Here is a 23,921-nt window from a genome sequence, read left to right on the forward strand (position 1 = left end):
CGAAATCGCTAGTTTTAAGTGAACATTTCCTCAATCTTCTTTCGGTAGAATCAAATTAAGCACAATCCCGAAGAGCGTGGCAATGGCAACGGATGAGACCTGAAGATTGTGCGTCCCGTAGGTAATATTAAGTACCATACCGCCGATGCCGATGACCAGGACAACGGAGCTAATCAGCAGGTTGCGCTTGATGTCGAAGTTAATTTTATTCTCAACGATAATCTTTAAGCCGCTCGCTGCAATGACGCCAAAGAGGGCAATAGAGGCGCCTCCGATAACGGGTGCGGGGATGGACTGGAGCAAGGCTGAAATCTTCCCGATGAAGCTGACGATGACTGCCAGAACGGCTGCGCCTGCAATCACGTAGATAGAATGGATTTTTGTAATAGCCATAACCCCGATATTTTCGCCGTAAGAGGTCACTGGCGGTGCACCGAGGACGCCTGCAACAATTTGTGCAACGCCGTCTCCGGCCAGTGTGTGGTCAAGTCCAGGGTCTTTGAAGTAGTCGCGGTTGGTCAGCGAATTCAGAACCATGACGTGTCCGAAGTGCTCGGTCATTGTGACGAAAGCGATAGGTGCCATGGTCAGGATGGCCGATGGGTAAAAGGCCCATTTGTAGCTGACGAATATGATTTCGGCCGGGGGCAGTTCGAACCAGTTCGCCTTGCCCACATTGGCAAAGTCAACGATGGTCATACCTGTGATTTTGCCAATAACGATGGCTGCTATATAGCCGGTCACTATTCCCAAAAGTATCGGAACGACGCTCAGGAAGCCTTTTCCGTAGATGCTGTAGATGATGATGGCAAGGACTGTAATCAGCGACACGCAGAGGAAGGCCAAGCTGTATTTGCCGGCTGGAGTTGCCCCGACGAACATGGAGTCATTGATGGCGGTTGGGGCGAGGGAAAGGCCGATGACCATGACGATTGGTCCTACGACGATGGGCGGCAGGATTTTATCAATCCAGTCACGGCCGGCAAAGTGAACAATCACGGCGACAACCAGGTAAACCAGACCGCCGGTCATGGCCCCCTGCGCAATAGCCGGCATGCCGCCCTGCTTCATCAGCAGCTGCATGGCGGCGATGTAGGCAAAAGAAGAGCCCATATAGGCTGGAACCTTAAAACGGGTCACCGACATATGAGCTAAAGTCCCAAGTCCTGAAGATAAAAGTGCGATTGCGGGGTTGATTCCTACGAGAATAGGTACGAGTACCGTAGAGCCGAACATTGCAAAGAGATGCTGGAAAGATAGGCCGAACCAGAGTTTTGCATCCGGGCGGTCATATACGTCTAAGATGACATCGTTTTTCATTGAAACTCCTTTGTTTAGGTTAAATAGCGTTCGCGCAGGCGCTCAGCCATAATTGTAAATTAAGTTTGAGATAAAATGCGGGCATGTGAACAGTTCACACACACTTTATTTATATTATCAAAAAAATCTGGGCAATGCACAGACTTTTGTTCTTTTCCAAAATATTTTTTCTAATAGTTCGGGTTTTCAGCTCAAAATTTCCGGAAGCGCTGATAACGCTGTTCTTGTAGCTCCTGCTGAGTCAGTTTTTTCAGTTTCTCAAGTTCTTGACGAATGGCTGCGGTCATGTTTTCCAGCAGATTATCTTCTTTGATGACGCCGTCTACGACTTTCATCTCCAGCAGCTTGTCTGAAGTCATTTTCATCAGCTCTGCGGCCTCGTCACGGCGGCTGCCGTCTTTCCAGAGAATCGTCGCAAAGCCCTCAGGCGAAAGCACAGAATACACGGCATTTTCAAGTACCAGGACAGAGTTAGCGACAGCCAGTGCCAGTGCACCGCCAGAGCCGCCTTCACCTGTGATGACAGTGACAATCGGCACCGTCATGTCCGACATTTCATAAAGATTGCGGGCAATCGCCTCGCCCTGACCGCGTTCCTCAGCTTCAATGCCGGGATAGGCGCCGGCTGTATTGACAAATGTGATAATCGGCCGGTTGAATTTCTCGGCCTGCTTCATCAGGCGCAGCGCTTTGCGGTAGCCGTTGGGACTGGGCTGACCAAAGTTCGTGGCCAGATTTTCTTCCAGATTATGTCCTTTCTGGATGCCGATAATCGTGACTGGCTGGCCGTCAAAGCTGGCAATGCCGCCGACTACAGATTCATCGTCTGTGAATTGGCGGTCGCCGTGCAGTTCGATGAAGTTGTCAAAAATTTCTGCGGCGATTTCACGCATTGAAATTCTATCTGCTGCGCGCGCTTTACTAATGATTTCTGCAATTTCAGACATTCTCGCCCTCCTTTGGAATAACATTCGCGCAAGCGCTCGGTTTCCCTGTGTGAAGCTCCAAAATCAGAGCAATCTTATCACGAAGCTCCTCGCGCTTGACAATTGCGTCTACAAAGCCATGCGCCAGCAAAAACTCAGCCTTCTGAAAATTATCCGGCAAAGTCTGACGCACCGTCTCTTCAATCACGCGCCGACCCGCAAAACCAATCAGCGCCTGCGGTTCCGCCAGAATAATGTCGCCCTCCATGGCAAATGACGCTGTCACGCCGCCCGTCGTGGGGTCCGTCAGGACCGTCAGGTACAATAGGCCAGCATTGGAGTGCTGCTTGACGGCTGCTGAAACCTTCGCCATCTGCATGAGCGATAAAATGCCTTCCTGCATCCGAGCACCGCCGGAAGCTGTAAATAGAATCACTGGCAGTTTTTCTGCTCTGGCCATCTCAAAAAGACGTGTAATCTTCTCACCTACGACCGTGCCCATTGAAGCCATGATAAAGTTCGAGTCCATTATTCCGAGGGCAACTTTCTGCCCGGAAATTGTCGCTTTTCCTGTCAGAACTGCTTCATCAAGCCCAGTCTTCGCTTGTGTTTTCGCGATTTTTTCACGGTAGCCGGGGAAATCCAGCGGGTCTGACGTTTCAAGCCCTGTGAACAGCTCCTCGAAAGAGTTTTCGTCCGCAATCAGCGCCAGCCTTTCCTCCGCAGAAATCCGGAAATTATAGCCGCATTTCGGGCAGACTTTCATCTCGCCTAAATCTTTGCAGTAAATCGTGTTCTTGCAGGCTGGACAGCGCGCAAAAAGTTCCTCCGGAACCTCAGGCTTCTTGCCAGTCGGCAAGACCGAACGGTTCGGATTAATTCGGATATATTTTGATTTTCGCTCAAATAAGGCCATATTTTATCACCAAACCTTCATTTCAATTATATCTACTCGTTTCAGCTTTCTTTCAGGTATTCCGGCAGGAATGTATCGCCCAAAAAGCTGGTATCATAGTCACCTGCCACCACGTAAGGATTCGAAATCAAATCCAGCTGGAAATCCGCATTCGTCGTGACGCCGTCAACATCAAACTCCAAGAGGGCGCGCTGCATTTTCATCAGCGCCTCAAAACGCGTCGGCGCATGGACAATCACCTTGGCAATCATGCTGTCGTAATAAGGCGGTATAGTATAGCCCTCGTACATCGCGGAATCCACGCGTAAGCCCACGCCTCCAGCAGGAAGAAAGAGATTCTTCACCGTCCCCGGCTGCGGGGCAAAGTTTAGCTTGGGATTTTCCGCGTTAATACGGCATTCAATCGCATGTCCTTGGAAGTGAACATCTTCTTGTGCAACCGATAATGGCTCGCCGGCAGCGATATGTATCTGCTCTTTGACAATGTCCACACCGCTGACAAATTCTGTCACTGGATGCTCGACCTGCACACGCGTGTTCATTTCCATGAAGTAGAAACTGCCGCTGGCTTCATCAAACAGGAACTCAATCGTACCCGCATTCTCGTAGCCGACGTGTTCTGCTGCCCGGACGGCAGCATGGGTAATCTTGCTGCGGAGCGTGTGCCCGATGGCCACTGATGGTGATTCTTCGAGGACTTTCTGGTTATTACGCTGGAGTGAGCAATCGCGCTCTCCCAGATGAATGACATGCCCTTGCGAATCGCCAAGAATCTGGACTTCAATATGACGCGCCGGAAAAATCATTTTTTCAATGTACATGGCACCGTTACCGAAGGCAGCTTGTGCTTCTGCGGTGGCTGCATTGAAGGCTGCTTCGAGCTCTTCGGCTTTCTCAACCTTGCGGATGCCTTTGCCTCCGCCGCCTGCTGAGGCTTTGAGCATGACTGGGTAGCCGACGCTGTCTGCGACTTCCTGGGCTTCAGCTGCGGTGAAGATTTCACCGTCTGAGCCGGGTGTAATCGGCACGCCGGCGGCTTTCATCTGGGCGCGCGCGTTGATTTTGTCGCCCATCATGTCCATGACTTCGGCGGATGGGCCGATAAATTTGATGCCGGTCTCTTCACAAAGTCTCGCAAATTTTGAGTTTTCTGAAAGGAAGCCGAAACCTGGATGAATCGCTTGTGCGCCAGTTGCAACGGCTGCTTCAAGAATGTTATTCATGTTGAGGTAGGAATCGCTGCTGCGCGCCGGGCCGATACAGAAGGCTTCGTCAGCCAGCAGGACATGCAGGGCTTCACGGTCTGCTTCAGAAAAAACCGCAACAGTCTGGACACCGAGTTCGCGCGCCGCACGGATGATACGCACTGCAATTTCGCCGCGATTAGCAATTAGAATTTTATTGAACATAGGCCTCCTTATTTGAGTTCGACACGCCTGAAGCTAGGAAATTAGATAAATTGGGAACCTGCCTTGCGGCAGAACCCCAATTTCCTAAATTTCTACGCTTCATAGCGGGCGTGTCTCGCATCATGTTATTCACCAATCGCAAAGGTTAATACACCTTTGGCTGCCATTTCGCCGTCGACTGTGGCTTCTGCTTCAACAACTGCGACGTTGCCGCGGCGTTTGACGAAAGTCGCATGGAGCATGAGCTGGTCGCCCGGATTGACTTGACGGCGGTACTTTACTTTGTCCATGCCGCCGTAGAAGACTAGCTTGCCTTTATTTTCTGGCTTTGAGAGTTCCAGGACGCCGGCAGCCTGTGCCAGTGCTTCCATGATTAAAACGCCTGGAAAAATAGGCTTCTGCGGGAAATGTCCCTGGAAGATTTCTTCGTTAATGGTCACGTTTTTGTAGGCGGTGATTGAGTCTCCGTCTTCGGAGATGTCTGTCACACGGTCTACGAGAAGCATGGGGTAACGATGAGGCAGAGCCTCCATTATTTTTGTGATGTCTATATTTACTGATGTCATTTACTTACCTCGACAAAATGCTTATTTGATTCTAACTAATTCTTGGCCGTACTCTACGACTTCTTCCGGGCTTACAAGAATCTCTGTAACGATGCCGTCCTGCGGGGCTGGGATTTCATTCATGACTTTCATGGCCTCGATAATCAGCAGTGTCTGTCCTTTTTTGACAGTATCGCCAACTTGTATAAATTCGGCTTTGTCTGGCGCAGGTTTGGTGTAAATGACGCCGACCAGCGGGCTTTTCACGCATTCGCCTTCTGCTGCGGTTTCCACGGGTTTCTCTTCAACTTCTACGTCTTCTGTCTCTGTTTTAACAGGGACATCAAATTTGTCAGACTGAATAGCCGGAACGGCTGAAACGGCAGGTCCTGCAGTGAGCAGCGGTGTCTGGTTTTTTGAAAATGAAATCTTATCTGTCGCATTGCTCCAGTTGAATTCACGCAGGCAGGAGGAATCGAACTCCCGCATTAAATCTTTTACTTCGTTGATATCCATGAATTATTCTCCTGTCCACTTTTTGAAGATAAGCACGGCATTGTGTCCGCCGAAACCGAAGTCCTGGCTGACGGCATATTCTACCGGCGCTTCGTAGCCGTGTTCAAGTACAACGTTGATAGTCATGTCTTCGTCAATTTCGGTGGTGCCTGCATTGACCGGAACGTACTGGTGGAGAATGGCCTGAAGCGTTGCAACTGCTTCAATACCGCCGGCAGCGCCAAGTGCGTGGCCGTGCAGTGCCTTGGTTGAGGAAACAGGCACTTTGTCCCCAAAGACTGCATGAATGGCTGCTGCTTCTGATTCTTCGTTGGCATGGGTGGATGTGCCGTGCGCATTGATATAGTCAATCTGCTCAGCTGAAACACCTGCTTCGTCAAGTGCGAGGCGCATGGCTTTTTGTGCACCAATGCCGCCAGCTGACGGTGTTGTCATATGGAAAGCGTCATTGTTGCAGCCGTAGCCGACCAATTCAGCGAGAATGGCTGCACCGCGTTTCTGCGCATGCTCCAGGCTCTCAAGTATCAGCACACCCGCGCCAGCCCCCATTACAAAGCCTGAACGATTTTTGTCAAAGGGGATACAAGCCTTAGTCGGATCTGTTTCTTTGGTCAATGCAGTCAAGTTGGCGAAGCCAGCGATGCCTAACTCACAAATAGCATCCTCAGCACCGCCGGCAATCACAGCATCGGCGTAGCCGAATTTGATTTCACGGAAGGCTGAACCGATTGCATTGGCACCCGCTGCACAGGCTGTTACCTCTGCTCGGGACACACCGCGTGCGCCTGTGCGCAGAGCAATGTTTCCGGCGGCCATATTGGCAATGGCTAGCGGTACATAGAGCGGCGAAACCTTGCGAGGCCCCTGCAGGAGCTTCTGTGAATTGATTTGTGACTGCTCGAGTCCGCCGATGCCTGAGCCCATGATACAGCCGAGACGGTCGAAATCAGTGTTTTCCTGCGTAATTCCGGACATTTCCAGGCCGTCAAGTGCCGCGTAAACTGCATATTGGCTGAATAGATCCATTCGGCGCGCTTCTTTTTTCTCGAAGTATTTGCTGAAAGGAAAATCTTTTACTTCAGCTGCAACGCTGATTCCAGTGGCTTCAGCGTCAAATTTCGTGATTGGGCCGATGCCGGTTTTGCCTGATTTCAGGCTCTCCCAGAACTCGTCAGCTGAATTGCCGATTGCTGAAACGACGCCGTAGCCTGTGATTACAACTCTATTTGTCATGTTTAATACCTTTCTTCGAAAGATTTGTTAATTTTTCAATTATTTTATTAATGCCTGGAACTAGGAAAGTACAGCTGCTTAAGACATCACCATGCCGCCGTCAATTGTCAGGACTTGGCCGGTCATGTATTCTTGCTGGGCAAGGAAAGCCGCAACATCAGCGACTTCGTCCACCTTACCAAATCGTTTCATAGGAATCTGGCCGAGCATCGCCTCTTTTACTTTGTCAGACAGGCCTGCTGTCATGTCAGAATCGATAAATCCAGGCGCCACGACATTGACACGGACATTGCGCCCTGCCACTTCGCGGGCGATGGATTTGGTCAAGCCAATCAGACCGGCTTTTGAGGCCGCATAGTTCGCCTGACCTGCATTTCCGATCAAACCGACCACACTGGAAATGTTGATAATTGCGCCTTCACGTGCACGTGTCATAGGCTTCAGGACGGCCTGCGTCATGTTGAATGCGCCGGTCAAGTTGGTGTGCAGCACGGCTTCGAAATCTGCTTCAGACATTTTCAGCGATAAGCCATCGCGGGTGATACCGGCATTATTGACCAGCACATCCACTGAGCCCAGCTGCTCTGTCGCTTCGGCAATCATTCGCTTGGCATCTTCTGAGCTTCCGATATCGCCGGAAACCGCCACTGCTTTGATACCTAGCTTGGACAAGTCCGCCAGAATTTCTTCTGAGACTTGGCCGCGACCGTTGATGATGACATTTGCCCCAAGTTCCGCAAATTTCACGGCGATGGCAAGGCCGATACCGCGGGTAGAGCCTGTGACGAAGACGTTTTTATTTTTGATTTCCATAATTTTTCCCTGTTAATTGTTCAAATTTTCAAAAGTGTCTAGATTCTCAACGTTTGCCATTTCTGCATCGGGTGCGATTTTCTTGACAAAACCTGAGAGCACTTTGCCTGGTCCGACTTCGATGAAACGTGTCACGCCAAGCTGCTGCATGGTCGCGATTGACTCGTAGAATCTCACGGGCTCCATGACTTGGCGCGTCAGCAAGTGCTTAATATCGGCTTCCGGCATGACTTGCGCAGTTGTATTGGAAATCAGCGGAATATTGAACTTTCCGAACTGCACGGATTCCAGCTCGACTGCAAGCTTCTCGCTGGCCGGCTTCAAGAGAGCAGTATGGAAAGGACCTGAGACTTTGAGCTCAATCAGACGCTTGCTGCCGGCTGCTTTCAGGGCTTCGCATGCCTTATCCACGGCCGCCGCTTCACCGCCGATGACGATTTGGTCAGGCGTGTTGTAATTCGCCGGGCTGACAATTTGGCCTGTTTCTGCCGCAACTCGCGCACAGATTTCTTCAATCAGAGCAGGGTCTGTTTTCATGACGGCCACCATTTTGCCGACACCGGCTGGTGCTGCTTCTGCCATGTATTTGCCGCGCTTCGCGACTAATTTCACAGCATCGCCAAAGTTCAAAGCACCGCTTGCAACCAGCGCTGAATATTCGCCAAGTGACAAACCAGCTACGACATCAGGCTGAAAGCCGTTTTCCGCCAATAAGCGCAAAATAGCCACAGAAGTTGTCAAAATCGCAGGCTGCGTGAATTCCGTCAGATTCAGTTTTTCTTCATCAGAGTCAATCAGGGTACGCAAATCGTAGCCCAAAAGCTCAGAAGCTTCATCGTATGCTGCACGGACACAGTCAAATTTGTCATATAAATCGCGGCCCATGCCTAACTTCTGAGCACCCTGCCCAGAAAATAAAAATGCTGTCTTTGTCATTCTACCTCAGTCTAGCGACATTTTTTCGCCAAAGTTACTTTGAACATCAAACCATTAGTTTTTGAAAAAGGGGGCGGATTCGCCCCGAACTCTTATGCCTGATGCTCTTCAACGTATTTGACTAAATCGCCAACCGTCTTCAAATCTTCATCAGTGTCCACTTCAACGTCGAATTCATCTTCAATATCGTTGATAATCTGGAAAACGTCCAAAGAATCTGCGTCAAGCGCTTCAAATGAAGTCTCAAGCGTGATGTCATCTTTGCTCTTGTCAAGTTCGTCAGCGATAATGTCCTGAACCTTATCGAATATAGCCATTGTTTTTCTCCTTTATGCCTTTTCGGCAGTAAGTAATATTATATTATAAAAGTGAAATATTTTCACGTTTATGACTTGTTTAAATCTGAATCAGTAACGAGCCCCAGGTCAAGCCGCCGCCAAATCCTGACAGCAGTATTTTCTGACCGGGCTTCACAGTGCCTGCCTCTGTCATTTCTGACAAGAGAAGCGGTACACTGGCCGCACTTGTGTTGCCATAGTTTTGCAGGTTCTGTAAAAGCTTCTCTCGCGGCTGGCCAAGTTTCTTGGCCATTTTGTCCAAAATCCTGGCATTGGCCTGATGGAGCAGGAAGTAATCGATTTCTTCATCACCCGCAACTTCTTTGATGTTTTTCGGCACATCGCGCAGGGCGAAATCAAAAATTGCCCGTCCGTCCATTTTCAGAAATTCTTTACTGGAACAGGTCAGCTTGTCCGCCCGTGAGCCGTCCGTCTGCAGCTTCTCCGCCAGAATCAGCGGCTGACTGCCGGAATTATCTAGCAGCACGCCAGCGGCCGCATCACCGAACAAGACAGCCGTCGAGCGGTCCGACCAGTCCAGTACTCTCGACATTGTCTCAGCACCGATAACCAGCCCACAGCGATAGGCGCCGCTCATAATCAGCTTGTCCGCCTGGGCCAGCGCAAAGATAAAGCCTGAGCAGGCCGCTGTCATATCGTAGGCAAAGGCATTTGACGCACCCACGCGCGCCTGGACCTTCGCAGCCGTTGAAGGCATGACCGTGTCAGCCGTCATAGTTGCAACAATGATGAAATCAAGCGTCTCCGCAGATATTCCAGCCTGGGCCAGCAGTTTTTCAGCCACCGCAGCCGACAAATCCGTCGTTGTCTCATTCTCCGCCGCCAGATGGCGCTGAAGAATCCCAGTTCGGGAACGAATCCATTCATCTGAAGTGTCCATGTGCTGCGCGAGCTCATCATTGGTGACAATCTTTTCAGGCACCGCATGCGCTACCGCTCTTATCTTAGTATATTTAGTAGAATCTGTCACTTCTGTCATTGACGCTGCTCCTCTAAGAAATCAAACAAATTCTTCAATCCGGTTGATAAAATCTTGATATCTTCTTCGGAAATTCCCCGAACAAAACGATTCACCATCGCACGATGAAACTTGCGATGGATACGGTTGACCAGTTCGCCGCGCCTGGTCAGGCGAATATGAACCACCCGGCGGTCTCTCGCCGAGCGCTCACGCACCACATAACCTTTGCGCTCAAGATTGTTGATTGAAGTGGTCACCGTCGAAATCGTCACCATCAGCTTCTCCGCAATCTCACTGGCAATAGCCGTGCCTTTCAGGCCGATGACATTAATTGTGTTCATTTCTTTGACCGTCAAATCAGAAAACTTTGAATTTCTCAATGCCTCTTCTTCGATAATCAGAACACAGTTAAAAATATCCGTCAAATAATCATTGATTTTGTCATATTCAATAAGATTTTTTGCCGAATTGCCTGTCATCCCTGTATTGCCGCCTCATCTACGATAAAAGTGAATTCACATTCCGCCACTTTTTTGTCGTCAACATAGGCCGCTGCGTCAGCAATACCGACTTTTCCGCGGAATTTAGTGATTTCAAAATGAAGCTTCATGACATCGCCCGGTACGACTTTCTGACGGAACTTCGCCTTGTTAATTCCGCCGATATAAGCCATTTTCCCTTCGAATTCAGGTTTCTTCAAAATTAGAATTGAGCCGGCCTGAGCCAGGGACTCAAGAATCAGCACACCAGGGAAAGTCGGATTTCCCGGAAAATGGCCGTTGAAAACCTGTTCATTGATTGTGACATTTTTTGTCGCCACGATTTTGTTTTCTTCGAGGCTGTCGACATAATCGATGAAAAGAATGGGATAGCGGTTGGGAATGATTTCTGCAACTTCTTGTGCATTAAGTACTGGCAAATTTACCTCCTTTGAATTGCGTCCGGCTTTTGTAGCCGCTCAATTCAACATTTTTAGAATTTTGTCTAATTCCGCAGCTCAATAAACTGCTAGAGCCTTTATTATCAACCCATAATCAGATTTTGACTGATTAAGTTAAATGTACACCTTTGTCTACATAAATAATGTCGCCAACAACGCCCGCAGCCAGAGGACTCACCAGAAAGGCCGCAACTTCACCGACTTCATCAATGGTCACACCTTCTCCGTCAACCGTGCGGCTGTCAGATTCTTTGATTAGACCTTTATAGCCGTCAACGCCAGATACCGCAAGAGTTTTAATCGCCCCCGCCGAAATCGCATTGACATGCACACCGATTTTGCCGAATTCCGCCGCCAAATAACGGACAGCCGCTTCAAGCGCAGCTTTAGCAATTCCCATGACATTATAGTTAGGAATGGCGCGCTCAGAGCCCATATAAGTCAGCGTCACGATACCGCCGCCGGCTTTCAGGAGCGGTTTAGCCGCTTTGGCCACAGCCAGAAGTGAATAAGCTGAAACATCCTGCGCCAGCGCATAACCATCACGCGACACATCCGAAATATTTCCGCTCAGCTCTTCTTTTTTAGAATAGGCAATAGCATGAACCAGACCGTCAATCTTACCGAAACGCGCTTCGATTGTAGCAAAGGCACGGCGAATGGACTCATCAGACGACACATCGCACTCAAGCAGCAAATCCTCAGGGCTCGCCAATTTGGCCAGCTGCTTCTCCATCCGCTCATTCTGATAAGTATAAATCAGAGTAGCTCCCTGAGCCTTCAGAGCCTTGGCACAGCCCCAGGCGATTGACTTATTATTAGCCACACCCATGACCACAATTTTTTTATCTTCTAAAAACATAAGTTTCTCCAAGTAATTTTTTACGACTTGAGTATTTTATAACAAAATAGTTTGATTGTCAAACTTTTATATTCAAAGTATTTATTTGACAATCAAACTTTTTCATTTTCTCCCACTGTCACTGCATTACTGGCACATCCTCTCCAAAAGCAATCAAATTTCGTCCCCGGCTGGGATTTTCAGCCTGATAGTCAACCGCCTTTCTAATTTCCTTGTAAGAAAATACCCGGTCAATCGGCAGTACAACCTTTCCGGATTTAAGCCAATCAAACATTTTAACATATTCACCGGGAAAAACGAACTCGCTGACAAAACGCACACCCGGCGTGCTTTGAAGCGCAATACTGAGGACTTTAAAACCACTACTCAAATAAGACGCTAAAAGATTTTCCTGCCCAGCAATGTCAACCACAAGCGTATTTTGCGGTGAAATATCTGTAATTTCCGGATAATCAGGCAGGCCGAATTCTTCCCGTTTGGCCTCGAAATAATCCTGCGACTTTTTCCTCACCATCGGTAAAATCTGCAGCCCGCTGTCTTTCAGAAGCTGCAGCAAAGCCAGACCAATCACCGAGTTTGCGCCCGTCAGAACAATTGTCTCCACACCACTTTCCCTAATCTTTTTGGCCAAAGTAAGTGCAGTATCCAGTCCGCCGATAATCGCTCCCGCTTGTTCATCGCTAACCTCATCAGGAATTGCTATCGTGAGCGGCGGAATGCTCACCACAATTTTTTCCTTGAATGTCCCTGCAGGATTCAGCACCAGTACCCGCTCACCCAAATGCTTTTTGGAGCGCAGAGCGCCGGTCTTCGTTACTTTCCCGAGCGCGCCATAACCCAGCACACTTGGTATATTGACAGGTATTTTCCCGTTTAACTTATAAACATCATAAGGCAAGAGCGGCACAAATGTTGTTGTGATTTCAAGAGAACTCGGCAGCAGCTTATCCTCTGGAACTTCTGTGATTTCTGCTGAACTACTGCCTGTGTAGCCTGTTTGTGAGATAATTTTCATACGACAATCCCCAATTCGCATATGCGTTTCAAAGCTTGCAAATTTCCGGCAAAGGCACTTTTAACGACAGATTTCATAAGTCGCGCCACTCCACCATAAATTCCTTTTTCAAGATAAAGATTTTGACTGAGTCGTGTTGTATTCTCATCTATTTCCTTAATTTTCCAAACGAGACGATATTCGATTCTTCCCTCCGTTGAGTTATAAATAATCTCGTCATCATTTGCCAAAACCTTGATTGTTTCTTGATGATTGAAAGCCGCCTGGTTACGCAAAACCATAAATTCTTGTGCATCAATTTCCGCTACATCTATGATTTCATTATCCCATTTCAAAATATTCTGGACATTTTCGAGTAAGGATTTGACGATTTGTTTGTTTTTGTTGATAACTATTGTGTTTGTAAAAAGTTTAGCTGACATAATTTAACTCCGCTTCTAGTATAGGATTAAGACGCATAAGTAAAGCAAGAGCTTCCACCTTGCGGCGTAAATCTACTTGATTATCTGCGTGCTTTTGACCAATTTCTGATAGTAATTCCTGCATCTCATCTAAACGTCCGACAGATTCATAGGCTTTAGCAAGAGACAACATGTACCTAATATTATCAGGCTCATTTTTAACTGCTCTTTCTAAACAGTTAACAAATTGCTGATTTTCTTTGATGAAGTTATAATAGTTACCTTCAACATACAAAACTTCGGAATTTTCAGCGTCTATCTTTTTTGCTTTATCTAATAAAACTTTTGCGCGTTTCATTCTTACTCTTGCAGAATGAGTCTTTAAACCTATATTTGCTGCAATTCTCCCCTCAGAACGCGCCATTTCAACTAGTACTAATATTTTCTCTTCATTATCAAGTAATGCTTCAGAAAGAAGCCGCTTACCTATGTATAGAGCACGTTTATGGTATTCATTTGGAGAATGTAGAGACTTAGGATAATTCCTCAATCCATCATCATTTAGTTTGACGAGCATATCTAACATTTCCTGTTTTACATCAAATTCTCCTACTCGCTTATCACTCAAACGTTCATGAGCTAAATCCGCAATAATTTTCATATGCGAATCAGTCAAAACCTCAATATTGCGCTTATCTTGCTTGCTGACGTGTAGCTCCTTTCCTATTGCTACATTTACTCTGATAAATGCTGGATTTAGGGTTTTTCTCGGCAATACATCAAATAAACCATGCATACCAATCGGAATAATTGGCACGCCCGTCATTAAAGCAAGAACTTCTGCGCCTGATTTTCCAAGATAAATTTCTCCTGTCGGTGTTCGTGTTCCCTCTGGGTATATGACAACGGCCGCGTTCTCTTTGAGAAGTTTGTTTTTCAACGTCTTCATTGCAGTTGTCGCATTTCCGTCCCTATCTACAGGAATACAATTCAAATTTGTGTGCCACCAATTTGAGAAAGGTTTATCGAAAGCTTCCTGCTTTGTCAAATAATAGACCTTTTGTTTTGGATTGAACCTCTGCAAAGTTTCTAAAATAACAAAATGGTCTAAGTAGCTACTGTGATTCGCAATGATAATTTTGGGACCGTCAAATTGTAAATTTTCTTTCCCTTCAATACTTCCCAGCAGAAACCATTCTGTCAGTTTTGTCGTTGAAAATGACAATACTTTATTTGTAAAGGACATCTTGTTTCGTAATATCCTCTCTAGCATGGTTCTGCAAATAATTCGTAAGCTGCTCAATCGTAATGAATGGTAAGTCAAAATGTTCCGCAAATTTTTCAAGAAAGTCCATGCGCGCCATGTGTCCATCAGGTAAAAGAATTTCACAAATGGCTCCTACTTTTGGTTCTCCCGCAAGGATTGCTAAATCAACGGCCGCTTCAGTATGACCTCCGCGTACCAGAACACCGCCGCCCTCAGCAACAAGAGGGAAAATATGACCCGGATGAACAAAGTCACTGGCACTTACATCTGCCTCTGCCATCTTACGAATAGTTGCTGAGCGGTCAAATGCGGAAATTCCGGTTGTTACACCTGTTACATCAAATGCGCCGTCAATAGAATAAGTAAATTTTGTACCATTTGATTCGGTGTTGTTCTCCACCATTTGTGTGAGTCGGAGTTGTTTGGCAATATCTTTCGACACTGGAACACATAGAAGTCCACGGGCTTGTGTAACCATAAAATTAACATTTTCTGGCGTCATTTTTGTTCCAAGACCAATTAAGTCTCCTTCGTTTTCGCGATTTTCATCGTCTGATACAACTGCAAGTCCTCCATTTTTTAAATGACGAACTGCTTCTTCAATTGTTGTTTTCATTAGGTAATTACCTCTTTCTTTTTTCTGTAACAAGATTTATTTCTTGTTTACAAAATTTAACTTAACACATTGTCAAGTGAATTTCCACACTAAAGGGAGGACAGACTGACAGGCAAAGCAGGCTTTTTGAAGGCGCTTAATCCTTTCTGAATAAGCCATTTAATAAAAACTTGAAATTTAAAAAGCCTGACAAACTGTCAGTTTTTTTGCACAAGATGTATATAAAAAAATCACCATTTGGCGATTTTTATTTGGCAAAAAGCAAATCATAAGTTGAAGTTTTTATAAGATAATCAAATTTCTTCTGAAAAAGCGAAGCCGGTTCAGGCGAATCACCCGTGAGCCAGTTTGCAACAATCGCAATGACCTGACGAGTAATGAGATTACAAATGAAATCGTCAGGTAGGCCGGAGTTATTGCCCCTTTTTGTAAGATAGAGCTCAATATAGGGCGTATAGACTTTCTGCGCGTAGTCCGCCCAGGCAGCATCAAGTACCGCGCTGTACAAAATTTTGAGCCAGTCACGTTTACCGTAAAGTAAAGGGAGAATTTCCTGCTCGAAAAAAACGAAAAAATCTCCGTTATAATCGTTGTAAGTTGTTGCAAAAAATTCCTGCATTTTTTCTTCACATTCTTCACTGACGATTGTGTGAGTGGTTTGGATAATATCCGCAATACTGGTAAAATGTTTTTCATAAATACTTTGACGGCGAAGTCCCGCACGCTCAGCAACCATACTCATCGTAATTTTTTTAGGCTCATCAGATTCTGCGACAAGAATGAGAAAGGCGTCAATAATTTGGCGCTGACGGTCTGAAATATAGTGCAATATAGTTCTCCCTTCTAATCTTTTTGAATGATTATACCATGTTTTTTCCGGATATTCCCTTGCTCTGGCCATGAAAAGCATATTTTTGATTACAAATTTGTATTTTTTTCTGAATTTTAAACAAAAAGACAAAATAAATATTTGTCTTTAAAATAACAGTTAGATAGCATTTGAACTCGGCTTAATCAAGCAAAGGCAAGAAAACTCTTCACTAGAAAATTGCGGTTGCCCCCGAAACAACGTCATTTTCAATCAATCAAGCTCAACACGCCTGAAGCTACGAAATTAGAAAAGCAGGCTGTTGCGGCTTCAGCCGCTTACAGATCGCTTTCCCCACTACTGTGGGATAAATTGAGAACCTGCCTGACGGCAGAACCTCAATTTCCTTAATTTCTACGCTTCAAAACGGGCGTGTTTCACATTTTAATCAATCGCCCGAATCTCAAGAATCATATCCCGAAGCTGCGCAGCCCCCTCAAAGTCAAGCAGCCCTGCCGCCTCCGACATCTCGCGCTCCAGCTTCTTAATCAGCGCCTTGCGTTCCTTCTTGGTCATATCCTCAGGGTGGTCAAGCTCCACAACCTCGCCCGTCTCAAGCTTCTTGGTCACAGCAATCAAGTCGCGGATTTCCTTATGAATGGTTTCGGGAACAATGCCGTGCGCTTCGTTATAGGCCATCTGGATTTCACGCCGTCTGGCCGTCTCATCTATCGCATTCCTCATGGAGCGGGTAATCTTATATTTTTCGCCCTTGTATTCCGTGTAATAACCCGAATCAAGAATCTCCTTATCGTCAGGACTTGCAGCATCCAGCGGCTTTGACATGTCCGCGTAAAGAATGACATGACCGCGAGAATTACGCGCCGCACGGCCAATCGTCTGAATCAGGCCGCGTTCATTACGCAGGAAGCCTTCCTTGTCAGCATCGAGAATCGCCACCAGAGAAACCTCCGGCACGTCAATGCCCTCACGCAGCAGATTAATTCCGACCAACACGTCAAAAACACCGAGCCGCAGGTCACGGATAATCTCTGTCCGCTCTAAAGTCTTGATGTCGCTGTGCATGTACTTGACCTTGACGCCCATTCCCTTGAAGTATTCCGTCAGGTCTTCGGCCATTTTCTTGGTCAGCGTAGTCACAAAGACACGCTCATTGCGCTCAGCACGGTCATTAATCTCCCCAAGCAAGTCGTCAATCTGGCCCATCATCGGCCTGATTTCAACTTCAGGGTCCAAAAGACCTGTCGGACGAATGACCTGCTCAACCACGGTATCTGTCTGCTCGTATTCATAGTCGCCGGGCGTGGCTGACACGTAGACAATCTGGTGCACATGCTCCTCAAACTCTTCGCGGCGCAGCGGCCGGTTATCCACAGCAGACGGCAGGCGGAAACCGTAATTCACCAGCATCTCCTTACGGCTGCGGTCCCCGTTGTACATGCCCTTAATCTGCCCCATGGTCATATGGCTCTCGTCAATCATGATGAGAAAGTCGTCCGGGAAGAAATCAAGCAGCGTATAAGGCGGTTCCCCCGCGGCGCGTCCCTCCATATGGCGGCTGTAGTTCTCGATACCTGAGCAGTAGCCCAGCTCGCGCATCATCTCAATGTCATAGTTCGTGCGCTGCTCCAGACGCTGCGCCTCAAGAAGCTTGCCCTCATCACGGAAAAACTTCAGCTGCTGCTGGAGCTCATCTTCAATACGGCCAATCGCCTCTTCCATGCCTTCATCACCAACCATAAAGTGGGTGGCGGGGAAAATGGACAGATGATCGACTTCTGCCAGCACCTGACCCGTCAGAGCATCTATTTCCCGAATTCTATCAATCTCGTCACCGAAGAATTCAATACGAAAGGCATGTTCATCATTTGAAGCTGGAAATACCTCTACCACGTCACCGCGCACGCGAAAACGTCCGCGCTGGAAATCAATGTCGTTGCGCTCAAACTGAATCATCACCAAGTCATTCAGTAGGCGGTCGCGCGAGATTTCCTGACCTGGACGGACTGAAACGACTGAGTTCTGGTATTCTTTAGGCGAGCCTAAACCATAAATACAAGAGACGGATGCCACGACGATGACATCGTTCCGCTCAAGCAGGCTAGAAGTCGCACTGTGACGCAGCTTGTCAATCTCGTCATTGACGCTCGAATCTTTCTCGATATAGGTGTCAGAGCTTGGTACGTAAGCCTCGGGCTGATAATAGTCGTAGTAGCTGACGAAGTACTCGACGCGATTGTTCGGGAAGAATTCCTTGAACTCGCCGTAGAGCTGGCCTGCTAGCGTTTTATTGTGCGCAATCACCAGGGTCGGCTTATTCACGCGCGCAATCACCTCGGACATGGTAAAGGTCTTGCCCGTACCCGTCGCCCCGTGCAGAATCTGCGCTTTCTCGCCGTTTTCGATGCCGTCAACCAGCGCCTCAATGGCCTGCGGCTGGTCCCCTGTGGGGCTGTACTTTGAAACTAGGTCAAAGCTGTGTTTATCTTCTCTTTCAAACATATTTTTTCCTCTAAATACTCATTGAGTTATTTTTAATTTTTGCGCTTTGCCCAGATTCTTACAATTTCCCAGGGCAGATACATGACCAGCCAGAAGACTAGCAGCAGTCCGACAAATCCGAGCAGATAATAACTGCCGAAAATTTGCCCCAGCGGTTCAAGCGGGCTCCCAGGCGACGGCGTGTCCAGAAACATGAAATTCGTGCCCCAGATTGAATTCAGCCAGAAATTCAGCGGACAGACAATCAGGAGAAATACAGCACAACGCCAGAGATTCCGCCAGCTCGGAACAATTTCACGCGCGAACAAACGCATCAGCACGTAGCCAATAATGAAGGCATGAATCAGAAAAGACTGCCAGACGAAAATATTGACAAAATCATTCTTGACCCAGTTAGGCGTGAGCTCCGCCATTAGGGCACCCGGCAGCGCCAGACTATAAAGCAGCTCCCGCGTCGTCTTGCTAGACTGAAGCGCATCCGCAGCAATCATGAAAAGCGCCAGACCGCAGAGCTCAAATGGCCAGTTGGCATTAGTGAACTGGCCCGTCAGCATAAGGAGCAAATCCTTAATCAGCTCCATCACAAGCACAAGCACCGCAATCCCGCACCGATAACGTCTGCGCTGATTTTCATCCGCCCTGCAGTAACTCCGGACAATTCCTGCAATCAGCAAGGCCAGCACCGCCAGAGTCACGAGATGCGTCAAGCTGAACATGCCGAAGCCAGGACCTTTTGCATTGTTCGTAGAAATCAGAAATGAATTCATTTCAGCATATCTTTCTCAAAAAACTTCAGAGCCGCATGGTAGACGTTATTCTTGAAGCCGAAATCCATCTTTTTCACCGTGTCAAGGCTAACTGATTTATACTGAAGAAACTCAACTTCCTCTGGAAAACTGGTGAAATCAAGCGCCACGCCGGCATGAAGCCGGACCAGGAAATACTGCTGCTCCTGGCCGACAAAAGTCCAGTCACGAAAAACCATGTCCGCCGGAAAATCATAGCGCAGCAACTCAGGCGCCTTCGCCACAATCTCAAAATCATCCGCCGTAATTCCCAATTCCTCTGAAAGCTCACGCACGAGCGCGGCCTCACTTGATTCGCCAGCTTCGATTCCGCCCTGCGGGAAGCCCCAGGCTGTGTGGTCAGAGCGCTCAAAGATTAAGATATTATTTTCAGCGTCTAAAACAACCGCCGCCACATTTTTTCTGTATTTTTCCATAAATAGTCCTATCAAACAAACTGATAGGACTATTTTATCATTTTTAGATGTAAAGAAGTAGGCTTTGCTTTCCTATTTCCGCTCATCAATTTTTTAATATTCACTGTGCAAAAGCCGAAAAGCAAAATTTGAAATTTTTTCCTCTTCTGTCAAACTTGTCAAATTCAATCGGCTTGAATCCGACTCAAAGCTTTCCTCTTCCTCCACAAAACTAATATCAGGAAACTGTTCTGCCATTGAAGTCATCTGAAAGTCACGTAAAATTTTACCGGACTCACTAAAAATTTCAAAATCAAAATCAGAAGCTGTAGAAAGCCGGAATTCAACTTTCTCGCCAGATTCCGAAAGAAAATCATTGTCCGAAGTCAGACTCAGACTAAGCTCAGACTCCTCAAAAATCTCTGAGTCGAAAGCCGAGTCAAAGTCTGAGATATTCGCAAAATCTTCCCTCTTTAACATAAATTGATTTTATCATATCTAGCAGCGATTGGCAAACTTACACAACCTATAACAGGTCAAAAAGCGACTTAATGTTCAAAGTCGCCTCAGCATTCGTTTGAGTCGAATCAAAGAAAATCGTACTAATCCCCGCTGCATTCCCAGCCTCAATATCAATCGGCCGGTCACCAATCATAACAGCATCTGTCAAATTATATTTATTGACAAGATAGTTGATAGAATCCGGCGCAGGCTTGCGGGGAAAGCCGTTGTCACTCGTAACCACCTCTGTAAAATCGTCCGCAATTCCAGCCGCTTTCAGGATGGACAAAACCTGATTATCACGATGAGAAATCATGAAATTCCGCCCCCCGTCAGCAATTACAGCTTTCAGCACTTCTTTAGCACCCGGGAAAAGTGAAGGCTGCTTCAGCGAAATTGCCTCCAAAGCCTTGTATTCCTCAAGAAAACCGGGGATATCAGCTGCAAAAGTTTCGACAGCGTGCGCCGTTGAAACTTTCAGAGCTGCGTAAACCTCATCGTGCAGAAAAACCCTGCCGTGGTGAAAAAGCGTGACCACGAAAGCATGCGCGGATGATTCATAGTTATTCAGCAACGTGCCGCCTAAATCCCAGATGTAATTTTTGTAAATCATGACTGATTCACCCGATTTCTAGTCGCCGGAGCCGACCTTACGCACACCGCTCACAGCGCCGCCGCGTGAGTTCGTTCCTGTCGCTTTCTTGCCGGAAGGGTTTCCGCCCTTCATGTTCGGGAAAGTATTCTTCGTCTTTGCCTCGCGAATCGCCGCGAGCTTTTCCTGCATTTGTTTCTTATCCATATTTGTGTTTAATCCTTTCATTAGTAACCATTTAGCTACCACTATTTTATCAAATTTTGTGCAGTTCGACAATTTTGTCGCAAACTTTCGCAATAAAAGCCTGGTCATGCTCAATCAGAATCATACTAGGCTTGACAGACATCAGCAGCTCAGCAATCTGTTCCTGATTAAAAACATCCAGATAATTCAAAGGTTCATCCCAGACATAAAGCTGCGCCTCCTGCGACAGTGACTTCGCCAGCTCCACCTTTTTCTGCTGGCCCTGCGACATCGTTTCAATCGGCTGCCGGAAAACTTCGCGCTCCAAGCCGAGCTTCTTCAGATTCGACAGAAAGAGCTCATAGTCAAGCTTCTCAGCCTGTGCAAAGTCTTTCAGAGCGCCGCGATTGTCATAAATCTGGCGTACGCGCGAAATTGTAATCGTCCGCGGAATTGTAAATTTCCCCGACATCTGTCCAGAAAATCCTCCGGTCAAAGCCTGCACAAAGCTCGACTTCCCAGCTCCGTTCACGCCCGTCAATGCAACAATCTGCCCTCGCTCCATCTCGAAACTGACAGGCTCAAAAAGCAGGCTCGAATACCCCAGACTAAAATGCTCACAACTTACTAGAACTCTGTGATGATCTGCCCGAAAGCACATGGCCAGAGGACTTATGAATTCCAGGTTTTTCAGCAGTTTTTCCTTTTCAGAAATATCCTTGTGCATCCGCTGCTCAAGATTCTTTGATTTTTTCATCATGCTTGCGGCTTTTCGACCAATAAAACCTTTATCCACCCGCTTTGTCTCGCTATCAAATCCGCGTTTCTTTCTGGATTTGGTGGCTTCAAGATTTTTCGACCACTCCTCTTTTTCTCGCGCAGTTTCCTTAAGGCGGGAAATTTCTTTACGCAGCTTGCTGTTTTCAGTTAATTCAAAGTCGTCACGCAATTTTTTCTCCTGCTCATAAATGGCAAAATTGCCTTGATAAAGTGAAATCTTTTGGCGCTCAATCGCCAGCGTATGGTCAGTCACCTGATTCAGGAAATTCCTGTCATGCGACACCACAATGAAACCAGATTTCTTTTTCAAATAATCCGCAACAATCTGCCGACTAGACAAATCCAGGTGATTTGTCGGTTCATCAATCAGCGGAAAATTCCTTTCGCCATCCAAGAACAGCAAAGCCAGCAGACACTTCGTCTGCTCACCGCCTGACAGACTGTCGAAAGGCCGCCAGAGCACATCCTCCGTATTCACCGACAACAGCGTCAATTCCCGCTCCAGCTGCCATTGCTCAAAATCGGCCAATTCCTGCAGAAGATACAGCGTCAAGTTTGAAGTGTCAGTCAGCTCCTGCGGAAAGTAAACAAAAGTCTTACGCGAATTCAGCGGCGAAGAAATCGGCAGTTCACCCTGCAGAATTTTCAGCAAAGTCGTCTTGCCGCGCCCATTGCGCCCGACCAGCCCCAAGTGCCAGCCGTCATCGACATTAATGTCCGCCTTGTCAAAAATCAGCTGGTCGCCGTACGAAAATGTCAAGTTTTTTATTTCGATATTCATGTGTCCCTTTCTTTAAAACAAAACAAAAATAACTCTTCCACGACGAGCGAAAAAGAGTTATCAAAAAAAGAGAAACATATTTTAACAATCTATTGCGCATTAAAAGCCGTGGTTTTTTAGTGATACTAAAAGACTGGGCTTAAAATTTCAATAGACTGTACCTCCTGATTAGAATACATCCGAAAATGTACTCAATGATAATTTTATTCTAGCAAAAACAGGCTCAGCTGTCAATCATCATAACTTGCCTATTCTTCGCCAAGCTTACCATTCCGCTCCATACGCTTCGCCAGCATCCGCCGGTACTTGTCCCGCGTCTTTCCACGGCTGGTCGGCGTCTCCTGATTGTACTTAATCGACAAAATCAGGCCGATTCCGATGATGTTGGAAATCAAGTTCGAGCCCCCTTGCGAGATAAATGGCAGCGGAATACCAGTCAGCGGCAGAATTCCAATCGTCGCGCCGATATTTTCAAACACGTGAAAGAGCAGCATCATCGTAAACCCGCCGGCAATGAAAGTATAGAACTGATTATTGGCCTTCAGTGTTGCACGCATCATTCGGTAAATCAAATACAAGTAAAGGAAAATCACCGCAGCAGAGCCCAAAAAGCCTGTCCCTCCGCCGATTACCGTGAAAATCATGTCCGATTCGCGCACCGGCACCGCAATGGCACCAACACCCGTCCCAATCCCGAAAATACCGCCCACCGCCGTCGAAATCAACGCCTGAGACTGCTGATAAGAATTATACTGCACATCCGCGAATGGGTGCAGCCAAGCCTGAAAACGCGCCGACTGATAAGCCTGGAACCCCAGACTAGAAAGAAAATCCTGCCCGCTCGGCGTGATCAGCATATAAATCAGCCCGCCAAGCATCACCAGGAAAAGAACAATCAGCGGCAGCATAATCTTCCAAGTCACGCCAGAAATCAGCAGCATCCCCGCGAAAATCGCCAGAAAGACCATCAGAGTACCAAAGTCATTCTGCATCTTAGGACCAATCAGAATAAAAACAATCGGCGCCGTTGCAGCCAGCATCTGGAAAATCAGGAAAAAGTCCGTCACCGCAGAGCCCATCGGATGCTTCTGATGAAAATTCGTGATTAAGCGTGCCAGAAACAAGATATAGGCCACCTTCATCAACTCTGAAGGCTGAAACAAATTCGTTCCGCTGATTGAAATCCAGCTTTTCGCACCCGTAGAAGCATAAACAGCCGGGTCATAAAAGAAGACAGGCACAATCATCAAAACCAGCCCGATTCCATACAAAACAGGCGACAGCATCCACAAAGCCCGACCATCAAAATGCATCACGAAGAAAGCCGCGGCCAGACCAACCAGAAGCCAGGCTCCCTGCTGCACAAGCATCGTCTTCGCACTCGCCGGATAATCCGTCGTCAGTGAGAACCAGAGTGCAATAAAACCAATAATAATCAGCAAAAGCACAGGTAAAATCAGTGCATAATCAATTGGTGAATCATAAAACTTTTTCTTTCGTTGAGTTCTTTCCAT

27 protein-coding genes are annotated in these 23,921 nt (G+C 47.2%); all 27 read right to left on the minus strand.

The window, feature by feature from the left end; genetic code table 11:
- Positions 1–30: 30 nt before the first annotated feature.
- A complete protein-coding gene (locus ACYQ2E_RS00485) occupies positions 31–1,320 on the minus strand; it encodes a uracil-xanthine permease family protein (RefSeq protein ID WP_460016081.1) in 1,290 nt (429 codons plus the stop codon).
- Positions 1,321–1,511: 191 nt separating this feature from the next.
- A complete protein-coding gene (gene accA, locus ACYQ2E_RS00490; RefSeq protein ID WP_460016082.1) occupies positions 1,512–2,267 on the minus strand; it encodes an acetyl-CoA carboxylase carboxyl transferase subunit alpha in 756 nt (251 codons plus the stop codon).
- Positions 2,260–3,162 carry an acetyl-CoA carboxylase, carboxyltransferase subunit beta gene (gene accD / locus ACYQ2E_RS00495; RefSeq protein ID WP_460016083.1) on the minus strand — a complete coding sequence of 301 codons (903 nt, stop codon included), beginning with the start codon at positions 3,160–3,162 and terminating at the stop codon, positions 2,260–2,262. The genes accA and accD overlap by 8 nt, the downstream gene beginning before the upstream one ends.
- A gap of 41 nt (positions 3,163–3,203) precedes the next feature.
- Positions 3,204–4,571, minus strand: a complete 1,368-nt coding sequence (gene accC / locus ACYQ2E_RS00500) for an acetyl-CoA carboxylase biotin carboxylase subunit (protein ID WP_460016084.1) — start codon at positions 4,569–4,571, stop codon at positions 3,204–3,206.
- Between the two features lie 125 nt (positions 4,572–4,696).
- Positions 4,697–5,137, minus strand: a complete 441-nt coding sequence (gene fabZ, locus ACYQ2E_RS00505; protein WP_460016085.1) for a 3-hydroxyacyl-ACP dehydratase FabZ — start codon at positions 5,135–5,137, stop codon at positions 4,697–4,699.
- A 21-nt stretch (positions 5,138–5,158) separates the two neighbouring features.
- Positions 5,159–5,632, minus strand: coding sequence for an acetyl-CoA carboxylase biotin carboxyl carrier protein (locus tag ACYQ2E_RS00510; protein ID WP_460016086.1), 474 nt, complete (start codon positions 5,630–5,632; stop codon positions 5,159–5,161).
- A gap of 3 nt (positions 5,633–5,635) precedes the next feature.
- Positions 5,636–6,865 (minus strand): beta-ketoacyl-ACP synthase II, encoded by a 1,230-nt coding sequence (gene fabF, locus ACYQ2E_RS00515; RefSeq protein WP_460016087.1) that lies wholly within the window; start codon positions 6,863–6,865, stop codon positions 5,636–5,638.
- 78 nt (positions 6,866–6,943) lie between these two features.
- Positions 6,944–7,678, minus strand: coding sequence for a 3-oxoacyl-[acyl-carrier-protein] reductase (gene fabG, locus ACYQ2E_RS00520; protein ID WP_460016088.1), 735 nt, complete (start codon positions 7,676–7,678; stop codon positions 6,944–6,946).
- Positions 7,679–7,690: 12 nt separating this feature from the next.
- Positions 7,691–8,614, minus strand: coding sequence for an ACP S-malonyltransferase (fabD, locus tag ACYQ2E_RS00525; RefSeq protein ID WP_460016089.1), 924 nt, complete (start codon positions 8,612–8,614; stop codon positions 7,691–7,693).
- A 92-nt stretch (positions 8,615–8,706) separates the two neighbouring features.
- Positions 8,707–8,931 (minus strand): acyl carrier protein, encoded by a 225-nt coding sequence (locus ACYQ2E_RS00530; protein WP_460016090.1) that lies wholly within the window; start codon positions 8,929–8,931, stop codon positions 8,707–8,709.
- A 79-nt stretch (positions 8,932–9,010) separates the two neighbouring features.
- The gene (locus ACYQ2E_RS00535) at positions 9,011–9,952 is read right to left on the minus strand and encodes a beta-ketoacyl-ACP synthase III (protein WP_460016091.1); all 942 of its coding nucleotides are present in this window, start codon (positions 9,950–9,952) and stop codon (positions 9,011–9,013) included.
- On the minus strand, positions 9,949–10,386 hold the full coding sequence (locus tag ACYQ2E_RS00540; protein WP_460016272.1) for a MarR family winged helix-turn-helix transcriptional regulator: 438 nt from the start codon (positions 10,384–10,386) through the stop codon (positions 9,949–9,951). The genes ACYQ2E_RS00535 and ACYQ2E_RS00540 overlap by 4 nt, the downstream gene beginning before the upstream one ends.
- Positions 10,387–10,409: 23 nt before the next feature.
- The gene (fabZ, locus tag ACYQ2E_RS00545; RefSeq protein WP_460016092.1) at positions 10,410–10,853 is read right to left on the minus strand and encodes a 3-hydroxyacyl-ACP dehydratase FabZ; all 444 of its coding nucleotides are present in this window, start codon (positions 10,851–10,853) and stop codon (positions 10,410–10,412) included.
- A gap of 130 nt (positions 10,854–10,983) precedes the next feature.
- Positions 10,984–11,736, minus strand: coding sequence for an enoyl-ACP reductase FabI (fabI, locus tag ACYQ2E_RS00550; protein WP_460016093.1), 753 nt, complete (start codon positions 11,734–11,736; stop codon positions 10,984–10,986).
- Between the two features lie 118 nt (positions 11,737–11,854).
- On the minus strand, positions 11,855–12,751 hold the full coding sequence (locus ACYQ2E_RS00555) for a hypothetical protein (RefSeq protein ID WP_460016094.1): 897 nt from the start codon (positions 12,749–12,751) through the stop codon (positions 11,855–11,857).
- Positions 12,748–13,173, minus strand: a complete 426-nt coding sequence (locus ACYQ2E_RS00560) for an SRPBCC family protein (protein WP_460016095.1) — start codon at positions 13,171–13,173, stop codon at positions 12,748–12,750. Before ACYQ2E_RS00560 ends, ACYQ2E_RS00555 begins: the two co-directional genes overlap by 4 nt.
- The gene (locus ACYQ2E_RS00565) at positions 13,163–14,398 is read right to left on the minus strand and encodes a 1-acyl-sn-glycerol-3-phosphate acyltransferase (RefSeq protein ID WP_460016096.1); all 1,236 of its coding nucleotides are present in this window, start codon (positions 14,396–14,398) and stop codon (positions 13,163–13,165) included. The genes ACYQ2E_RS00560 and ACYQ2E_RS00565 overlap by 11 nt, the downstream gene beginning before the upstream one ends.
- A complete protein-coding gene (gene ribB, locus ACYQ2E_RS00570; RefSeq protein WP_460016097.1) occupies positions 14,382–15,035 on the minus strand; it encodes a 3,4-dihydroxy-2-butanone-4-phosphate synthase in 654 nt (217 codons plus the stop codon). The genes ACYQ2E_RS00565 and ribB overlap by 17 nt, the downstream gene beginning before the upstream one ends.
- 247 nt (positions 15,036–15,282) lie before the next feature.
- Positions 15,283–15,864 carry a TetR/AcrR family transcriptional regulator gene (locus tag ACYQ2E_RS00575; RefSeq protein WP_460016098.1) on the minus strand — a complete coding sequence of 194 codons (582 nt, stop codon included), beginning with the start codon at positions 15,862–15,864 and terminating at the stop codon, positions 15,283–15,285.
- Positions 15,865–16,287: 423 nt separating this feature from the next.
- On the minus strand, positions 16,288–18,366 hold the full coding sequence (uvrB, locus tag ACYQ2E_RS00580; RefSeq protein ID WP_460016099.1) for an excinuclease ABC subunit UvrB: 2,079 nt from the start codon (positions 18,364–18,366) through the stop codon (positions 16,288–16,290).
- Positions 18,367–18,398: 32 nt separating this feature from the next.
- Positions 18,399–19,133, minus strand: coding sequence for a YwaF family protein (locus ACYQ2E_RS00585; RefSeq protein ID WP_460016100.1), 735 nt, complete (start codon positions 19,131–19,133; stop codon positions 18,399–18,401).
- A complete protein-coding gene (locus tag ACYQ2E_RS00590; protein ID WP_460016101.1) occupies positions 19,130–19,588 on the minus strand; it encodes an RNA pyrophosphohydrolase in 459 nt (152 codons plus the stop codon). The genes ACYQ2E_RS00585 and ACYQ2E_RS00590 overlap by 4 nt, the downstream gene beginning before the upstream one ends.
- A gap of 93 nt (positions 19,589–19,681) precedes the next feature.
- On the minus strand, positions 19,682–20,047 hold the full coding sequence (locus ACYQ2E_RS00595; protein ID WP_460016102.1) for a hypothetical protein: 366 nt from the start codon (positions 20,045–20,047) through the stop codon (positions 19,682–19,684).
- Between the two features lie 46 nt (positions 20,048–20,093).
- A complete protein-coding gene (locus ACYQ2E_RS00600) occupies positions 20,094–20,681 on the minus strand; it encodes an HAD family hydrolase (RefSeq protein ID WP_460016103.1) in 588 nt (195 codons plus the stop codon).
- A gap of 18 nt (positions 20,682–20,699) precedes the next feature.
- Complete coding sequence (locus ACYQ2E_RS00605) at positions 20,700–20,867, minus strand: hypothetical protein (protein WP_460016104.1); 168 nt, start codon at positions 20,865–20,867, stop codon at positions 20,700–20,702.
- Positions 20,868–20,916: 49 nt separating this feature from the next.
- Positions 20,917–22,407 carry a ribosomal protection-like ABC-F family protein gene (gene abc-f, locus ACYQ2E_RS00610; RefSeq protein WP_460016105.1) on the minus strand — a complete coding sequence of 497 codons (1,491 nt, stop codon included), beginning with the start codon at positions 22,405–22,407 and terminating at the stop codon, positions 20,917–20,919.
- A gap of 248 nt (positions 22,408–22,655) precedes the next feature.
- Entirely contained in the window at positions 22,656–23,921 is a 1,266-nt protein-coding gene (locus ACYQ2E_RS00615) for an FtsW/RodA/SpoVE family cell cycle protein (RefSeq protein ID WP_460016106.1), read from the minus strand.

The sequence above is a fragment of the Lactovum odontotermitis genome (genome assembly GCF_054658595.1).

What these genes read in the sequence shown, in the direction of transcription:
- abc-f (WP_460016105.1), bottom strand. Translation starts at nt 22,407, where the DNA reads ATGAATATCGAAATAAAAAACTTGACATTTTCGTACGGCGACCAGCTG.
- accD (WP_460016083.1), bottom strand. Translation starts at nt 3,162, where the DNA reads ATGGCCTTATTTGAGCGAAAATCAAAATATATCCGAATTAATCCGAAC.
- ACYQ2E_RS00615 (WP_460016106.1), bottom strand. Translation starts at nt 23,921, where the DNA reads ATGGAAAGAACTCAACGAAAGAAAAAGTTTTATGATTCACCAATTGAT.
- ribB (WP_460016097.1), bottom strand. Translation starts at nt 15,035, where the DNA reads ATGAAAACAACAATTGAAGAAGCAGTTCGTCATTTAAAAAATGGAGGA.
- fabF (WP_460016087.1), bottom strand. Translation starts at nt 6,865, where the DNA reads ATGACAAATAGAGTTGTAATCACAGGCTACGGCGTCGTTTCAGCAATC.
- fabZ (WP_460016085.1), bottom strand. Translation starts at nt 5,137, where the DNA reads ATGACATCAGTAAATATAGACATCACAAAAATAATGGAGGCTCTGCCT.
- ACYQ2E_RS00585 (WP_460016100.1), bottom strand. Translation starts at nt 19,133, where the DNA reads ATGAATTCATTTCTGATTTCTACGAACAATGCAAAAGGTCCTGGCTTC.
- ACYQ2E_RS00600 (WP_460016103.1), bottom strand. Translation starts at nt 20,681, where the DNA reads ATGATTTACAAAAATTACATCTGGGATTTAGGCGGCACGTTGCTGAAT.
- ACYQ2E_RS00560 (WP_460016095.1), bottom strand. Translation starts at nt 13,173, where the DNA reads ATGTCAGCTAAACTTTTTACAAACACAATAGTTATCAACAAAAACAAA.
- fabD (WP_460016089.1), bottom strand. Translation starts at nt 8,614, where the DNA reads ATGACAAAGACAGCATTTTTATTTTCTGGGCAGGGTGCTCAGAAGTTA.
- ACYQ2E_RS00565 (WP_460016096.1), bottom strand. Translation starts at nt 14,398, where the DNA reads ATGTCCTTTACAAATAAAGTATTGTCATTTTCAACGACAAAACTGACA.
- fabG (WP_460016088.1), bottom strand. Translation starts at nt 7,678, where the DNA reads ATGGAAATCAAAAATAAAAACGTCTTCGTCACAGGCTCTACCCGCGGT.
- ACYQ2E_RS00530 (WP_460016090.1), bottom strand. Translation starts at nt 8,931, where the DNA reads ATGGCTATATTCGATAAGGTTCAGGACATTATCGCTGACGAACTTGAC.
- ACYQ2E_RS00510 (WP_460016086.1), bottom strand. Translation starts at nt 5,632, where the DNA reads ATGGATATCAACGAAGTAAAAGATTTAATGCGGGAGTTCGATTCCTCC.
- ACYQ2E_RS00605 (WP_460016104.1), bottom strand. Translation starts at nt 20,867, where the DNA reads ATGGATAAGAAACAAATGCAGGAAAAGCTCGCGGCGATTCGCGAGGCA.
- accA (WP_460016082.1), bottom strand. Translation starts at nt 2,267, where the DNA reads ATGTCTGAAATTGCAGAAATCATTAGTAAAGCGCGCGCAGCAGATAGA.
- ACYQ2E_RS00555 (WP_460016094.1), bottom strand. Translation starts at nt 12,751, where the DNA reads ATGAAAATTATCTCACAAACAGGCTACACAGGCAGTAGTTCAGCAGAA.
- ACYQ2E_RS00485 (WP_460016081.1), bottom strand. Translation starts at nt 1,320, where the DNA reads ATGAAAAACGATGTCATCTTAGACGTATATGACCGCCCGGATGCAAAA.
- accC (WP_460016084.1), bottom strand. Translation starts at nt 4,571, where the DNA reads ATGTTCAATAAAATTCTAATTGCTAATCGCGGCGAAATTGCAGTGCGT.
- ACYQ2E_RS00535 (WP_460016091.1), bottom strand. Translation starts at nt 9,952, where the DNA reads ATGACAGAAGTGACAGATTCTACTAAATATACTAAGATAAGAGCGGTA.
- fabI (WP_460016093.1), bottom strand. Translation starts at nt 11,736, where the DNA reads ATGTTTTTAGAAGATAAAAAAATTGTGGTCATGGGTGTGGCTAATAAT.
- uvrB (WP_460016099.1), bottom strand. Translation starts at nt 18,366, where the DNA reads ATGTTTGAAAGAGAAGATAAACACAGCTTTGACCTAGTTTCAAAGTAC.
- ACYQ2E_RS00595 (WP_460016102.1), bottom strand. Translation starts at nt 20,047, where the DNA reads ATGTTAAAGAGGGAAGATTTTGCGAATATCTCAGACTTTGACTCGGCT.
- ACYQ2E_RS00590 (WP_460016101.1), bottom strand. Translation starts at nt 19,588, where the DNA reads ATGGAAAAATACAGAAAAAATGTGGCGGCGGTTGTTTTAGACGCTGAA.